The 15,033-nt window shown below is 45.2% G+C and carries 13 protein-coding genes; 8 read left to right on the top strand and 5 right to left on the bottom strand.

From position 1 onward, the window contains the following. On the top strand, nucleotides 1-132 hold the full coding sequence (locus tag ACU01J_RS16710) for a hypothetical protein (protein ID WP_481086736.1): 132 nt from the start codon (nucleotides 1-3) through the stop codon (nucleotides 130-132). Here the strand turns inward: ACU01J_RS16710 and ACU01J_RS16705 are convergent. Beyond that, a complete protein-coding gene (locus ACU01J_RS16705; RefSeq protein WP_481086735.1) occupies nucleotides 129-611 on the bottom strand; it encodes a GNAT family N-acetyltransferase in 483 nt (160 codons plus the stop codon). The genes ACU01J_RS16710 and ACU01J_RS16705 overlap by 4 nt on opposite strands. A 255-nt stretch (nucleotides 612-866) precedes the next feature. On the opposite strand from ACU01J_RS16705, the gene pheS reads away from it, so the two are divergent. From pheS to glgC, 3 genes are all read left to right on the top strand, one after another. Next, nucleotides 867-1,850 carry a phenylalanine--tRNA ligase subunit alpha gene (pheS, locus tag ACU01J_RS16700; protein WP_004413586.1) on the top strand — a complete coding sequence of 328 codons (984 nt, stop codon included), beginning with the start codon at nucleotides 867-869 and terminating at the stop codon, nucleotides 1,848-1,850. An 18-nt stretch (nucleotides 1,851-1,868) separates the two neighbouring features. Continuing rightward, nucleotides 1,869-4,274: a phenylalanine--tRNA ligase subunit beta gene (pheT, locus tag ACU01J_RS16695; RefSeq protein WP_481086734.1), complete on the top strand. Its 2,406-nt coding sequence runs from the start codon at nucleotides 1,869-1,871 to the stop codon at nucleotides 4,272-4,274. Between the two features lie 330 nt (nucleotides 4,275-4,604). Continuing rightward, the gene (gene glgC, locus ACU01J_RS16690) at nucleotides 4,605-5,831 is read left to right on the top strand and encodes a glucose-1-phosphate adenylyltransferase (RefSeq protein ID WP_481086733.1); all 1,227 of its coding nucleotides are present in this window, start codon (nucleotides 4,605-4,607) and stop codon (nucleotides 5,829-5,831) included. Nucleotides 5,832-5,913: 82 nt separating this feature from the next. Here the strand turns inward: glgC and ACU01J_RS16685 are convergent, their stop codons facing one another. Both ACU01J_RS16685 and ACU01J_RS16680 read right to left on the bottom strand, forming a co-directional pair. Then, nucleotides 5,914-6,375 (bottom strand): hypothetical protein, encoded by a 462-nt coding sequence (locus ACU01J_RS16685; RefSeq protein WP_481086732.1) that lies wholly within the window; start codon nucleotides 6,373-6,375, stop codon nucleotides 5,914-5,916. A gap of 36 nt (nucleotides 6,376-6,411) precedes the next feature. Further along, nucleotides 6,412-7,752, bottom strand: a complete 1,341-nt coding sequence (locus tag ACU01J_RS16680; RefSeq protein ID WP_481086731.1) for an MATE family efflux transporter — start codon at nucleotides 7,750-7,752, stop codon at nucleotides 6,412-6,414. Between the two features lie 104 nt (nucleotides 7,753-7,856). On the opposite strand from ACU01J_RS16680, the gene ACU01J_RS16675 reads away from it, so the two are divergent. After that, nucleotides 7,857-8,810: a LysR family transcriptional regulator gene (locus tag ACU01J_RS16675; protein ID WP_481086730.1), complete on the top strand. Its 954-nt coding sequence runs from the start codon at nucleotides 7,857-7,859 to the stop codon at nucleotides 8,808-8,810. Here ACU01J_RS16675 and pncB read toward each other — a convergent pair. Beyond that, nucleotides 8,807-10,039, bottom strand: a complete 1,233-nt coding sequence (gene pncB, locus ACU01J_RS16670; RefSeq protein WP_481086729.1) for a nicotinate phosphoribosyltransferase — start codon at nucleotides 10,037-10,039, stop codon at nucleotides 8,807-8,809. The genes ACU01J_RS16675 and pncB overlap by 4 nt on opposite strands. 183 nt (nucleotides 10,040-10,222) lie before the next feature. Between pncB and ACU01J_RS16665 the strand changes: the two genes are divergently transcribed. Continuing rightward, entirely contained in the window at nucleotides 10,223-10,879 is a 657-nt protein-coding gene (locus ACU01J_RS16665) for an isochorismatase family protein (RefSeq protein WP_481086728.1), read from the top strand. Nucleotides 10,880-10,949: 70 nt separating this feature from the next. Here the strand turns inward: ACU01J_RS16665 and ACU01J_RS16660 are convergent, their stop codons facing one another. Beyond that, nucleotides 10,950-11,288 (bottom strand): thiamine-phosphate diphosphorylase, encoded by a 339-nt coding sequence (locus tag ACU01J_RS16660; RefSeq protein WP_481086785.1) that lies wholly within the window; start codon nucleotides 11,286-11,288, stop codon nucleotides 10,950-10,952. 1,751 nt (nucleotides 11,289-13,039) lie between these two features. On the opposite strand from ACU01J_RS16660, the gene ACU01J_RS16655 reads away from it, so the two are divergent. Beyond that, a complete protein-coding gene (locus ACU01J_RS16655; protein WP_394128671.1) occupies nucleotides 13,040-13,489 on the top strand; it encodes a C-GCAxxG-C-C family protein in 450 nt (149 codons plus the stop codon). 701 nt (nucleotides 13,490-14,190) lie between these two features. Beyond that, complete coding sequence (locus ACU01J_RS16650; RefSeq protein ID WP_458704596.1) at nucleotides 14,191-14,559, top strand: VOC family protein; 369 nt, start codon at nucleotides 14,191-14,193, stop codon at nucleotides 14,557-14,559. Nucleotides 14,560-15,033: the final 474 nt, after the last annotated feature.

The raw sequence follows: 15,033 nt of genomic DNA, 5'->3' as shown, positions 1-15,033 counted from the left end.
GTGGGAGCATCTAAAGGTATTGGGGAGCGTAAGTCTGAGATGACGGACTTTAATGACCTGATCAAAGCCGCTGATAACGCGGTGTATAAAGCGTTATCAGCAGGCCGAAATAGGGTCGAGAAAGAGGGTTAAAGCTGCTTTAACATCCAAACATCGCACTTACCATGCTCTGTGCCATCGAGCGCTTTATCGAGATGCTCAAAGCCAAGTTTCTCATAGAGGTTGATGGCCGAAGTCATAGACGAAAGCGTGTCTAGATAGCAGGCGCTAAATCCTTGGGCCTTAGCAAACGATAAGCACTGTTCACTCAATGCTTTGCCCAAGCCTAATTCGCGACTTTCTGGTAATAAGAACAGCTTTTTCAGCTCACAAATTTGCTCAGAGGCATTGAAAGGAGCAAGTCCACAACCGCCAACAATTTTGCCATTTAACGTCGCGACTAAGTAGCGGCTCTTAGTGTCAGAGGCATAATGCGCGCTCATGGCATCGACTTCAGGGTCAGAAGGTCCAAACCCTTCGCCAACAGCGCCAAATTCAGCACCCACAGTTTTAATGATGGCGCGGATTTCTGCATTCTGTTTAGGGTGAATTGGCTCAATCAAAACGGTCATCTTAAATCCTTATAATGCGGCTTAATGATTAAATAACTGGGTGCTAAAAGCCTTTTTATCAAGTGCTCAGCTGAAAATTTACTCAAAGGTAGTAAATAGCGTGATTTCAATTTGGATTTGACCTTGTCATTCGTTACTATGTACAGCTATTTATAGACCCAAGATCCCTGTCGGGTAATCGCAGTTTGCAATTAGCCCAGAATGGACACTACCACTTATGCCTATTGCATGTAGGTGTAGGTAGATGAGGAAACGATGCAACATCTAGAAGAGATCATTGCTAACGCGAACGCCGCTATTGAAGCAGCAGATTCGTTAGTTGCACTTGATGAAGTGCGTGTTCAGTATCTAGGTAAGAAAGGTGAGTTAACAGCTCAACTTCAAAGCCTAGGTAAACTACCACCAGAAGAGCGCCGTGAAGCTGGTCAAGAGATCAACAAAGCGAAAGGCGTTGTTCAACAAGCGATCGCAGCTCGTAAAGATGCACTACAACGTGCAGAGCTTGAAGCGAAGCTAGCTGCAGAAACAATCGACGTGACTTTACCAGGTCGTCGTATCGAGAACGGTGGTCTACACCCTGTTACTCGTACTGTTGAGCGTATTGAACAGTTCTTTGGTGAGCTAGGCTTTAACACTGAGTCTGGTCCTGAGATCGAAGATGCATTCCATAACTTTGATGCACTCAACATCGCAGAAGACCACCCAGCGCGTACTGACCACGACACGTTCTTCTTCAACCCAGATCTAATGCTACGTACTCACACGTCTGGCGTTCAGATCCGTACGATGGAAAATGGTAAACCACCATTCCGCTTCATCGCACCGGGCCGTGTTTACCGTAACGACTACGACCAAACGCACACGCCAATGTTCCACCAAGTGGAAGGCATGCTAGTAGACGAGAACGTAAACTTCGCACAGCTTAAAGGCATCCTGCACGATTTCCTATGTAACTTCTTTGAAGAAGAAGTTGAAGTTCGTTTCCGTCCTTCTTACTTCCCATTCACTGAGCCTTCAGCAGAAGTAGACGTGAAAGGTAAGAACGGCAAATGGCTTGAAGTTCTAGGTTGTGGCATGGTTCACCCTAACGTACTGCGCAGCGTAGGCATCGACCCTGAGAAGTACTCTGGCTTTGCATTTGGTATGGGCGTTGAGCGTCTAACTATGCTTCGTTACGGCGTAAACGATCTTCGTGCGTTCTTCGAGAACGACCTTCGTTTCCTAAAACAGTTCAAGTAATCCAGGGGATACATCACTATGAAATTTAGCGAATCTTGGCTTCGTGAGTGGGTAAACCCTGCGGTATCGACTGACGAACTTACACACCAAATCACAATGGCGGGTCTAGAAGTAGACGACGTACTACCTGTTGCTGGTTCTTTCACTGGCGTTAAAGTAGGTAAAGTGGTTGAGTGTGGCCAACACCCAGACGCTGACAAACTACGCGTAACTAAAGTAGATGTTGGCGCTGAAGAACTTCTAGACATCGTTTGTGGCGCATCTAACTGTCGCCTAGGTATCAAAGTTGCTGTAGCGACTGTTGGTGCTGTGCTACCAGGCGATTTCAAAATCAAAAAAGCAAAACTACGTGGTCAACCATCACACGGCATGCTGTGTTCATTCTCTGAACTAGGTATCGACGTTGAATCTGATGGCATCATGGAACTAGCTGAAGATGCAGCAATCGGTACTGATTTCCGCGAATTCCTAGGTCTTGACGACGTAACAGTAGACGTAGACCTAACGGCTAACCGCGCTGACTGTTTCAGCATCCGTGGTATGGCGCGTGAAGTAGGCGTTCTAAACCGTGCTGACGTAACTGAGCCTGCGGTAAACGCAGTAGCACCAGCTATCGACGACACAGTTTCTATCGAAGTGAAAGCGACTGCAGCATGTCCACGTTACCTTGGCCGTGTGGTTAAGAACGTAAATGTTCAAGCTGAAACACCACTATGGATGCAAGAAAAACTGCGCCGCTGTGGTATCCGCTCTATCGATCCAGTGGTAGACATCACTAACTTTGTTCTTCTAGAGCAAGGCCAGCCAATGCACGCATTTGATCTAGCTAAGATTGAAGGCGGCATCGTAGTTCGTATGGCAGAGCAGGGCGAGAAGCTAACTCTTCTAGACGGCAACGAAGCTGAGCTAAACGCTGATACTCTAGTAGTAGCAGACCACAACAAAGCACTTGCTATCGCAGGTATCTTTGGTGGTGAAGAGTCTGGTGTAACCACTGAGACTAAAGACGTACTACTTGAGTGTGCATTCTTTGCACCAGACCACATCCGTGGCCGCGCTCGTAGCTACGGTCTACACACGGATTCTTCAATGCGTTTTGAGCGTGGTGTCGATTTCGCACTGCAAACAAGCGCAATGGAGCGTGCAACAGAGCTTCTCGTTGAGATCTGTGGCGGTGAAGTAGCCCCTGTTGTTGCGGTAGAGTCACAAGCTGACCTACCAAAAGCAAACACAGTATCACTACGTCGCACTAAGCTAGACAGCCTACTAGGTCACCACATTGCTGATAGCGATGTTGTTGAGATCCTAGAGCGTCTTGGTCTAACGGTTGAAACAACAGACGCAGGTTGGACAGCAACAGCACCGACATGGCGTTTTGATATCGCAATCGAGCAAGACCTAATTGAAGAAGTAGGTCGTATCTACGGTTACGATAATATACCTAACCAAAACCCAGCGGCAGCACTTAAGATGCACGACCACGTTGAAGCGAACATTCCGCTAAAACGCGTTCGTAATCTACTTGTTGATCGTGGTTACCAAGAAGCCATCACTTACAGCTTCGTTGAGCCAGAGCAGCAAAAACTTGTTGTTCCAGGTGTTGAGCCGCTAATCCTGCCATTCCCAATCTCTGCGGATATGTCAGCAATGCGTCTAGGCCTAATCCAAGGTCTAATAAACACCGTAGTTCACAACCAGAAACGTCAACAGCCTCGTGTTCGTCTATTCGAATACGGCCTACGTTTCATCCCATGTGAATCTGCTGAAAACGGTATGCGCCAAGAGCCTATGCTTGCAGGTGTTATCGCAGGTACTCGCAGTGAAGAGCACTGGGACATCGAAACTAACACAGTTGATTTCTTTGACCTTAAAGGCGATCTAGAAGCGGTTCTTGAGCTAACAGCGAACGAAGCAGCTTACTCTTTCGCAGCGCTTTCTGCAGAAGACAAAGCAGCGAACCCAGCACTTCACCCAGGTCAATCTGCAGCTATCATCGTTGATGGTAAGCAAGTTGGTGTGATTGGTACAGTTCACCCAGAGCTTGAGCGTAAGTTTGGTCTAAACGGCCGTACTATCGTATTCGAAGTGGAATGGTCTGCAATCAACACTAAAGTGATCCCTGAAGCAGTTCAGCTTTCTAAGTTCCCATCAAACCGTCGTGACATCGCGGTCGTTGTTGATGAAGCAGTAGCTTCTGGCGACATCGTTGCAGCATGTTTAGAGCAAGGTGGTGAGTTCCTAAAAGATGCGAAACTATTCGACGTTTACGTTGGTAAAGGCGTTGAAGAAGGTAAGAAGAGCCTAGCTATTGCGCTAACACTACAATCTGTAGAGCGTACGCTTGAAGATGCAGACATCGCTGGCGCGGTTGACGCTATCGTAGCTCACGTATCTGACAAGTTCGGCGCGTCACTGCGTGACTAATCACTTCTGATTATTAGATAGAAAATCAAAGGCCTCGCGATTGCGAGGCCTTTTTTGTTTTTGTGGTAATTTTTACCAATGCTTGAGCAACCACAGCAGTTCAACACAACGTGGATAACAGAAAGGGGAGCAACTGAATACCGAACGTGATAAGTGCAGCTATATGTTTAAGCGCACCAACTCGGTGCTCTTGTGTTGGTATGCGCTCACCAATATAGTGCAGAGAAAATTTGAGTTTAGTTTAACCCTATAAAAAACAATGAATTATAAATGGTCCAATTCTTGATGCTTATTTGAGTATCTCCCCCAAACGTTAAATTAGAATCAAGGATGACGACTATGCAAGATGCACTCACAATAATACTTGCCGGAGGTATGGGCTCTCGCCTGTCTCCGCTTACCGATAATAGAGCAAAGCCTGCCGTACCGTTCGGTGGTAAATACAGAATCCTTGATTTTACTTTATCCAACTGTCTTCATTCAGGTTTGCGCCGTGTACTTGTTCTCACTCAGTACAAATCGCATTCGTTACAAAAACATCTGAGAGATGGCTGGTCTATATTCAACCCAGAACTTGGAGAATATATTACAGCTGTACCGCCGCAAATGCGTAAAGGTGAAAATTGGTATGAAGGAACGGCCGATGCTATTTACCAAAACTTATGGTTACTGGACAGAAGTGAAGCCGAATATGTGGTGGTGTTATCTGGCGACCATATCTACCGTATGGACTATGAACCTATGCTTGCTCAACACAAAGCAACGGGGGCCGACCTTACTATTGCGTGTATGGAAGTCTCTATTCGCGAAGCGAGTGCGTTTGGTTGCGTTGGCACCGATAGTGAACGAAAAATTGTGGCCTTCGAAGAAAAGCCAGAAAACCCACCAGCGACACCGAACGACAAAACCAAAAGTTTAGCTTCTATGGGGATCTATATTTTTTCAATGAAAGCACTGGTTGAAAGTTTAGAGTTAGATGCAGAAAATGATTTATCTAGCCACGATTTTGGCAAAGATATCATTCCTAAGCTCATCGATAAACAGTCTGTTTATGCCTACCAATTTGGTGATGCACAAGGCCGCGTTAGCAGAGACTCTTATTGGAGAGATGTAGGAACTATCGATTCTTTCTATCAAGCAAACATGGATCTTTTGGAGGCCGTTCCCCCAATTGATCTTTATCAGCCTAATTGGCCCGTGAGAACCTTCGAACATCAATACCCACCGGCTAGAACCGTGTCATCAGAGACGGGAAATGAAGGCATCTTTATTAACTCTATTATTGCTAACGGTGTCGTCAATTCTGGAGGCTCAGTTCATCATTCCATTCTATCCGCTAACGTGAGAATTAATGACGGGGTAACCATCGCTGACTCCATCATATTTGACGGTGTTCAGGTCGGAAAAAATAGCCAACTACAAAACTGTATAGTGGATAAACACGTTATGATCCCACCTAATACTAGAATTGGCTTTAATCCTACTGTCGATGCTCAGCGTTTTCATATTTCAGAAAATGGAGTCGTCGTTATTCCTGAAAGCTACCGTTTTGATTGACTAAAAAACGAACCAGTAGAAGATAGTTTTCAATTGGTTTCGTATTTATTGCAGCCTTTAACGGTAAGGCCACATAGAAGACTTACTCGCTGATACTAATTTCAATTACGATAGCCAATGCCGATAGGCGAGCGAGAAGGGGTTTATCTTTACTCTGATACCAACTCGTTGGCATTGCGTTCTGTAGCCCCGCTTTTTTTAATGCTTGTAGCTCGGCTTTAGAGATCAACACGTAGCTAAGCAGGGTATCGAGTAGGCGACGTAAGTTGCTTGGTGTCAGCTCTCCATCTCGCCAGTAACGTTTAATCTCTCCAACAACAACGCTAAGTGGCACGACAGGTTCAAGGGCTGACTCTTTTAGGCTTTTACATTGGATAGAGCGAGCAACACTTTGACGAGCTAGTTCCCAATCCGGCTTGCCTTGCTTGCTGACGTAATCGTGTTTGTAGCAGTAGTAGCTAAAGAGAAAGCGCTCGATTTGATGCCATCGCTGCGCTTTTACTTCTAAATAGAGATGTTCAAATTCGAGTTCTAGATCGGTCATAGCTTGGCTCTTGATGATGAGCTGCGAGTGTATCGCTTAGCTTATTGCCATCGCAAGTGAATCTGTGTTGCGCTGCTTTTTGATTGCAAAGATCAGTTGGATAAGCAACAGCACGCCAGTCACACCTAAGCCAATACCAATACCGCCCCAAATGCCTGCTAATTCGAACTCTGGCATGAGTAGCCATGCAGCCGGCAGACCAAATGCCCAATATCCAATCGCAGTCATAATGGTTGGGCCCATGACTATCTTCATGCCACGCAATAGGTTTATCGCCAACAATTGCCATGCATCAACAACGAATGACAGTGCGACGACCCAAAGAACCATTGTCAGTAAGTGGGTTAGATCAGCATCTAGGTTAAACATACCGGCAATAAGCTCAGGCCATAACATAAAGCCACTTGCCAAAATGACACTCAATAACGTGGTGATACCAAAACTGCGCAGAGCAGTGCGTTTGATGCCGTCATAGTTTTCAGCCCCAAAGTCTTGCCCAACAAGAATCGCCGCAGCTTGTGAGAAACCAAAGTTGATGTTCCAAGTAAAGCTTAGGCACTGCAATAGAATTTGATGTAGTGCTAATGCAGCAATACTGATGGTACCAGCCATTAAAGTCCCGCCATAGATTAAGCCATGCTCAAGCAGCGCTGCCATCGCGATAGGCAAGCCCATAGCGAGTAGTGGAGTGAGTAGCGAGAGTGAATATTCTTCGCGATTCAGCCAAGGTGCAAACGGCGCGTACTCTGGGCGCTTAAAGACCCAAAGTGTGTAACCAATCATCACGATAAATGCCGCTAATGCCGTTCCTGCACCCAAACCAGCAAGACCTAAATCGAAGCTAAACGCCAATACATAACTAATTGGAACGTTCAGCGTGACGGTCATCAAAGACATGATCATGATCGAGCGGACATTACCAAACGCACTGGTTAATCCGCGCAACACAAGTAGAAGCAATGATGGAAGCATCGCCCACTTTAAGGCGTCCACATACCGCATGGCTGGCTCAGCGAGTTCACTTGGTTGATTGGCAAGGACGAGCAGCTCTGGCACAAAGGTAAAGCTAATGGTTAAGATGACAGTCAGTACGAGCGACAGCAGTACCGCGCCTTTAACGGCTAATCTAATTTGTTGGTTACCATGTTCAGGTCTCGCGACACGCTGCCCATAGGCAATCGCAATCAAGTTTGCAACGCAGCCAACCGTGCTGCCAGCGACGATAAACACGAACGAATAGACAGAGGCACCTAATCCTCCCGCAGCGATGGCAGACACACTTAATCGCGACATCATCCATACGTCAGTCAACACCAACGCCATAGAGATCATTTGCGAGATAATAAGTGGAATGGCCAAGGAGAGAATTTTTTTCATGTTTTGCCTCGTGATCGGTATCACATAAAGGTACGAGTTATCTACTTGGCATTCAAATGACATTTATGTCACTCTTACATAACTTCAGATCATGTGAGCAACTTATGAGCCCTTACAGCCACCTTCCTTATTCACATAACGCATTAAAAGTCTTTGAGGCGGTAGCAAGGCTGATGAGTTTTACCAAAGCAGCGGATGAACTCAATGTCACTCAAAGCGCAGTGAGTAGGCAAATTAAGCAGCTTGAAGAAGAGTTAAGTTCGCCACTATTGATACGTAAACATCGCGCGATTGAACTGACGCAAAGTGGCAAGGATCTTTATGAAGTGCTGCGGCAAAATTACCATAACCTAGATGCATTAATCGGGCAGTGGAAGATACCTGCGAAGAAGCGGATAGTGATCAAAAGTGCGCTCAGTTTCGCGACTCGTGTATTGATGCCCAATGTGGCGTTACTCAATGAAAAGTATCCAGAACATGAAATCGTCATCATTCCCGCTATCGATGAAGATCCTCAGCTTGAGTCCGAAGATTGTGATTTGCTGATCATCAACTCTCGCAAGCGCTCGCGTTACCAAAATCGACCGGGAGTTACCTTATTGCGTGAAGAATATATGGCGCCTGTTTACGCCGAGTCATTGTCTGACAAGTTTATCCAGATTGAAGATGTACTGACGTTGCCGCACTTGCATGCCACACTTGATCATCAAGATTGGAAATTATGGATCAGCAACGCCAAACTTAAGGGCAAAAAGCAGGGCAGAGACACGGTATTCTATAGTTTAGATTTGGCGCTTAGTGCGTGTTTATCTGGGCAAGGGGTGACGGTGACAGATTTGCTGCTCGTATTACCTGAGCTCAAACGCCAGTTTTTAAAATGCCCAGAGAACATTACCCTGCAGCACAGTGAATGGCAGTACTTTTGTTACCAAAGAAATCCTAACCCTATTGCTAACGAAATCTTAGATTGGCTGGTGGCACAGACTCAGTCGGATGTCGCGCAGCTTAAGGCACTGTGCGACAAGTTTGGTTGGTCTATTGAAGAGGTCAAGTTCTAGCTGCGCTGAGGTAAGAGACCAAAGCTTTGCTTTAAAGCGGTAAGAAACAGGAAGTCCTCGCACATGGCTTTTTCTGGTTCATCACTGATTTTTGCCACTGGTCGACCGTTACATTCTGCCATTTTGACTACGATAGACAGCGGTTGGTATTCGATACCGTCTGATACGTAACCACCCATGTCATTGGCGAGGAAAGTACCAATACCAAAGCTGATGTTCGCTCTGCCCGCGAAGTAGTCACAGATCTCAATCGCGCGCGCAAAGTTGAGACCATCGGTAAAAATGAGCATTTTTGACATCGGATCAATGCCCAGAGACTGGTAGTGGGCAATCATCTTATCACCCCAATCAAATGGGTTACCTGAGTCATGACGTACGCCAGCATAAGCGCTAGCTCGATCTGAGTTAAAATCTTTTAGGAATGCATCAATGCCAATGGTATCGGTTAAGGCAATTCCAAGCTTACCGTCAAAGGTCGACTGCCATAGGTCTAGGGCGACTTGCTGTGACTTTGCAGGCTCGACAAGCGCCTGATGGGCCATAAACCACTCATGTGCCACAGTGCCAATGGGTGTAAGGTCGAACTTCTTAGCAAGGTGATAGTTGCTGGTCCCGGTCATCAGCTCCGGAACGTGTTGATTCAGGTAGGCAACGACATCATGTTGAACCTGAGCGCTAAAACGGCGGCGGCTACCCATCTCAGAAAAATTAAAGTTAGTCAGCGAGCGCTTCGAAAGCTCAGACTTTAATACTGACACTTTTTGCTCAAGTACTTTCGAGAACTGTGCAGAGGGGATTTTGTTCCAACGCTGACGGCTACGTACTTCGGAGATAATGCTCATCACCAGCGTTTCATACAAGATAGTCTCATGCCATAGGCCTTTGATTGAGACACTAAGCTGATCATCGGCTTGTGAGACAGTAACTTGTTGCAGCGGTAAAAAGCGAAAATCAGCCAGGTAGGAGAGGAAGTCATCACTTAAATAACTGGCATGCTGGCTAAGATAGGCAATATCACCAGTGGTGAAAGAGCACTCTGCAAGCTGATTGATTTCTTGTTCAATTAAGCCGTGTAAGTCGGATATGTCTTCACTCGAACGCACAATAAGCTCATAACGCACTTCAGTTTGCGGGTAGTGCGTGAAAGCAGCAAACATCATATTGATTTTGTAGACATCTAAGTCGAGTGCGCTTTGGATAATTTTGTCGTTGAAAAGTGAGGCAGACATCCGGCCTTCCTGTTGTATTACTAGGCTTGGTGAAGAGTCGCACTCTAGTTAACGCAGTGAAAATTGTCAAATTCTGCTATCTAAATGCTATCTAGGCTTAAAGCAGGTGTTTTATCCGCTAACTTGAGTATTATAGAGAATGAAATCGCCTAATACGTTTGATAATTCGCTAAAGGAATCTCCATGTCTTTGAAAACTATTCAGTTACTACGATCTAAAACGGCGGCCATTGATGTGGATCCGCAAAAAGGGTTCAGTGAATTGTGTCCTAACGAGTTGCCTGTACAAGGCGCGCTTGAAATCATTGATGAACTGAAACGTAATCATTCGAAGGCGTCAATTAAAATAGTATCGCGCGATATGCATCCACCGGGCGCAGCATGGGAAGCAGAAACGCCTGAGCAGATGTTAGAGCCAGTTGGCCTGCCTGAGGTCGATATTAAGTGGAACCCGCATTGCGTCGTAGGCACAACCGGCGTTGAACTACTGCCAGGATTGCCTGCTATTCGAGAGTACGATTTCCAAATCAACAAAGGCATTGATCCCGATGCACACCCTTATGGCGCGTTTTATCACGACCAGGCGGATACTCTTTCTACGGGCGGTATTGAGTTCTTGAAATCTAACCAGATAAGCCATGTGATTGTCGGCGGACTGGCATTAGATTTCTGTGTGAAAAAGTCAGTTGAGCAGTTAGTTGGTGCCGGGTTCAGCGTAATATTAAACCTAGCGTCGACTCGTGCGGTCTTTCCTGATAGCGCGAGTGATGTTGTCGAACAGTTGGGAAAACTTGGCGTCGAGATTGTCGTGACTTCTGAGTCGATAGTATTGGTCGATTAAATCGAAGGGAAAAGGGTGCAATGTTTAGTAAGAGTTCACGCCATCCTTGGCTATGAGCTCACGCGTAAAACTAAATGCACAGAGCGATAGTGCCCGCGATCATAAGTACGATTGTAGCGTACCAGAAGTATTGTGTTTTGTTGTCTGCTACGTGAACTTTGATGAAGTTTATCTCTTCGTTTGCCATTGCAGAAAAATCAGCGTAGTTAATCGCTAATTCGGGCTTTGCTTCCTTAAGATCGTGTTGCAACTTATCAAATGCGTTGTCCACATAAGTTTTGGCTTCTAGAGCTGTCGCGCCCGCTAAGGTTAAACCGTTCCAAACAGCCATTCGTGATTCATACTCGCCTTCACTAACGCAGTTGAGCACGCGTAGGTCGTATTCACGCTTGATACGCTCTTTGCTCATTTTGGCAGGACAAATATTTTTTAAATCGTTCACGAAAATTACTCCAATAGAGATTTTTATAGATGTAAGTTGAGCCGAATTTGGCTCAAAACGGTGAAGTCGAATTCACATTCAAAGGTCGATCTATAACAACCGCTATTTATCTTCGGTAATCAATAATTGAAGGCATGGTAGATAGATGACAAAATCGCAGCAACTTAAGGATTTTGTTTAGACGATAAATATAATTTTTCTGGTCTCATATTGGTTTCTGCTAACGTCGCTGACAATATCTACCATGTTCACCTTGATAGGTCAGTATTTTTTTGTATCCTCGGATATGTGTCGGGTCGAAGTATGATGGTTCTAGGTTGTGGACATGGAGGGGATCACTATCCCCCGTTTATTTTAACCAACCTCTAAAATTATACGACACTTTGCAACCTAATTCCGAAGTTGCTGATATAGTTGCCCATGATAAAGTTTTGCTAATCATTAGGTTAGTTACAGTTTGGTACTCTGGACCTTGAGTGAAAGGCGATACTTAAGCTGGTGGTTAGAGGTACTTAATGTGGTTTAATTAGCGTTATGTTTACTTGTAATTCAAAGGCTTAAAGGTCTTAGGCTCAAGTTCTTTGTCCCTCTGACAATTCGTCCCTAGTAGACTCAGCAAATCCGCATTGTCGGTCTAAGCTCTTGAATCACTCAGCCCCTAAAACATGCCAATGTTCGCGGGTTGCTTCATTGTCAGGTCGTGGTGGTTGGCCTTTCATTTTACTGGCTCAAAGTCGCTTTTAGGTTCTTAACCAAGCAGTATTTCAGCTTGGCAGTTGCCTCGGCAATTCAGCCTTGTTTTGCGCTTTGGTTGGTAAGAAAGGGCGCTTTTTGGAGCTTAGTCGGGTTGCCTCATTGGGCAGGGAAGTGGAATTACTGGTTTTGGGTTTGTCGCTTTTGGTGGTCAAGTTGGTTCTTGCCTTGTGGTTTGCTTCAGAAAACTGGCTTGAAATAGCAGTTCTTTCTCAATCAAGTCAGTAACTTGTGGTAAAACATAACAAACAATTCAACAGTGATTCGCAACGCTTGGCGCTCTCACTTCGGGTTGAGTTTAGTGTTTACGGCGCAATGTTTAAGTTCAGTGTCTGCGCTGCTCACACGTTAATTGGGCGTTATGTTTACTTGTATTTCAAAGGCTTAAGTGTCTTAGGCTCTAGTTCTTTGTCCCTCTGGCAATCCGTCCCTAGTAGACTCAGCAAATCAATATTGTCGCTCTAAGTTCTTGAATCTCTCAGCCCGTAAAACATATCAATGTTCGTGGGTTGCTTCATTGCCAGGTCGTGGCGGTCGGCTTCTTGTTTAACTGGCTCAAAGTCGCTTTTGGATTCTTAACCAATCAGCATTTCGGCTTGGCAGTTGCCTCGGCAATTTGCCATTGTCTTGCGCTTTGGTTGGAAAGAAAGGGCGCTTGTTGATACTCGGTCGGGTTGCCTCATTGAGCAGGGAAGAGGAATTACTTGTTTCAGGTTGGTCGCCTTTGGCGGTCAAGTTGGTTTAAACCTTGTGGTTTGGTTCAGAATATTGGTCTGAAACAGCAGTTCTTTCTCAAGTAATTCAATCGTTTGTGGTAAAACATAACAAGCAATTTAAGAGGGATTCACAACGCTTGGCGCTTTCACTTTGGGTTGAGTTTAGTGTTTATGGCACAATGCTTTAGGTTTTGATGTAAGCGTTGTTCACCCCTTAATTGGGCGTTAGGCATCAAGGAGGTTGTTGTCATGGAAGAATCAATAAAATTTGGTAAGTTAGCGGAAGCTCATTTTGAAAATGGACTTTTGTGTGCTGAAAGTGTCGTTTCTGCTATCGCGGAATATCACGGGGTGGATGATCACCTAGCCTCGAAAATGGCAACTGGATTTTGTAGTGGCATGGCTAGAACTTGTGGACCATGTGGCGCTTTATCAGGAGCTGTTATGGGCATTAGTTTAGTTTTAGGTCGTGAATCCCAAAGTGATACTGTCGCTACGACGTACGAAGCAACACGGGAGTTAGTCGAGAAGTTTGAAAATGAATTCGGGGCTAAAGACTGCCATAAGCTTTTAGGCTGTGACATTGGAACGGAAGAAGGTATGGCTCATTTCCGCTCTCAAAATCTTCGTTCTAATTGTAGCAACTACACTCGAAAAGCCGCTGAACTAGCAGTGCAAATATTGAGCAAAAATGCCTAACAATCTGTTTAAGAGTGATTCGCAACGCTTGGCATTTTTGCTATGCGTTGCGTGTAGTGTTTAAGGTGGTATGCGAGAGCTTCGGTATTGCGTTGCTCACACCTTAACAGGGCGTTATGCGACTGGGCAAAAATCTTCTCTTACTCTATTTCTTGTCCTCTCCACCCATTGGTTTTTGGTTGTCGGAAAATTGGCATTGTCGGTCCAAATTCTTGAATTAATCGGGCTGCAAACCATGCCAAGGTTCGTGGGTTGCCTCATTTCAATTTGGTGTCGGCTAGCGATAGATTGGTCGTGCGCAAAGTGTGGTGAGGGCAAGTTCTTAGAGGCTGTCGTTTTTGTTGTCCGTCCGCTTCATTGAGTTTCATGTAGCCAAAAGCTGCATCGTGCGCTTCAATTCACCGTTCGTCACTTGAGGAAACTGGGTGAATCTTTAGTGGCTTGGGTTGTTCGGTGAATCACAAAAAGTGTTTGGTTTGTTTGTGGTTTTTGGTGTCTCAGGTAATCTCTTAGTGCTCACATTGGCATCGGTGATTGAATTCGCATAACAAGCAATTTAAGCAGATTCACAACGCTCGGCATTATTGGTTTGTATTGGCTCGGGTGTTTACGGTGCAATAATTTAGGCAGGTGGTGGCGTTGTTCACTACTTAATTGGGCGTTATATGCTTTCAAGTTTCAAACAATAAAAGGACTTAAAAATGATTCTAAATCACGTCTCAGTTGGCGCTTCTGATGTGGTAAAAGCAGTTGGTTTTTATGACTCAGTTCTTTCTACGTTGTCTATTAAGCGTGCTCACTATATAGAAAATATCGCAGCAGCTTATGGTGAAAGTTTTGAATTTTGGGTCGGCAGCCCTTGTGAAGGAAAAGCAACATCAAGTAATGGTGCTCATGTTGCTTTCAATGCGTCTTCAAAAGAAGCTGTTGACCAATTCTATGCTACAGCTATTGAATTGGGTGGTTCATGTGCAGGTAAGCCAGGCTTAAGACCTGAGTATGGTGAAACTTACTATGCAGCCTTCGTACGTGACTTAGACGGAAACAAGATCGAAGCTGTTTCAATGTAGCTTCGAGTACGCATATAACAATAAATTTAAGAGTGATTCACAACGCTCGGCGCTTTCACTTCAAGCTAGTTTAGTGTTTATGGCACAATGGTTTAGGTAAGGTGGTCGCGTTGTTCACACCTTAATTTGGCGTTAGGCAAAGGGCAGAAAAGTTCTTTGTTCTAATCTTCTTGCTCCCTCTGGACACCTGCTTTTCTTAGTCGGCAATTCTGTATTGTCGGCTCAAATTCTTGAATCTCTCCAACCGTAAAACTTGCCAAGATTCGTGGGTTGCCTCATTGGTTTTCAGTGTTGGTTGGTGGTGAGTTTCACTGGCTTAAAGTGTGGAAAGGACTAGTCAATCGAAGCTTTCATTTTTGCTGTCAGCTCGCAGCTTTTAGTATTCCGGTTCAAAAGCTACTTCGTCGCTGAAAAGACGCATTTCGTGGATGTTGAAACCTAGGCTGTAACATAGCGGCTTCAGTTGTTCTTGAA

It is taken from the genome of Vibrio sp. 2433-A1, assembly GCF_056726085.1.
Note: the sequence above shows the minus strand (reverse complement) of the source record. Positions and strands in the feature narration are given on the sequence as shown.

What these genes read in the sequence shown, in the direction of transcription:
- ACU01J_RS16705 (WP_481086735.1), bottom strand. Translation starts at nt 611, where the DNA reads ATGACCGTTTTGATTGAGCCAATTCACCCTAAACAGAATGCAGAAATC.
- pheS (WP_004413586.1), top strand. Translation starts at nt 867, where the DNA reads ATGCAACATCTAGAAGAGATCATTGCTAACGCGAACGCCGCTATTGAA.
- pheT (WP_481086734.1), top strand. Translation starts at nt 1,869, where the DNA reads ATGAAATTTAGCGAATCTTGGCTTCGTGAGTGGGTAAACCCTGCGGTA.
- glgC (WP_481086733.1), top strand. Translation starts at nt 4,605, where the DNA reads ATGACGACTATGCAAGATGCACTCACAATAATACTTGCCGGAGGTATG.
- ACU01J_RS16685 (WP_481086732.1), bottom strand. Translation starts at nt 6,375, where the DNA reads ATGACCGATCTAGAACTCGAATTTGAACATCTCTATTTAGAAGTAAAA.
- ACU01J_RS16680 (WP_481086731.1), bottom strand. Translation starts at nt 7,752, where the DNA reads ATGAAAAAAATTCTCTCCTTGGCCATTCCACTTATTATCTCGCAAATG.
- ACU01J_RS16675 (WP_481086730.1), top strand. Translation starts at nt 7,857, where the DNA reads ATGAGCCCTTACAGCCACCTTCCTTATTCACATAACGCATTAAAAGTC.
- pncB (WP_481086729.1), bottom strand. Translation starts at nt 10,039, where the DNA reads ATGTCTGCCTCACTTTTCAACGACAAAATTATCCAAAGCGCACTCGAC.
- ACU01J_RS16665 (WP_481086728.1), top strand. Translation starts at nt 10,223, where the DNA reads ATGTCTTTGAAAACTATTCAGTTACTACGATCTAAAACGGCGGCCATT.
- ACU01J_RS16660 (WP_481086785.1), bottom strand. Translation starts at nt 11,288, where the DNA reads ATGAGCAAAGAGCGTATCAAGCGTGAATACGACCTACGCGTGCTCAAC.
- ACU01J_RS16655 (WP_394128671.1), top strand. Translation starts at nt 13,040, where the DNA reads ATGGAAGAATCAATAAAATTTGGTAAGTTAGCGGAAGCTCATTTTGAA.
- ACU01J_RS16650 (WP_458704596.1), top strand. Translation starts at nt 14,191, where the DNA reads ATGATTCTAAATCACGTCTCAGTTGGCGCTTCTGATGTGGTAAAAGCA.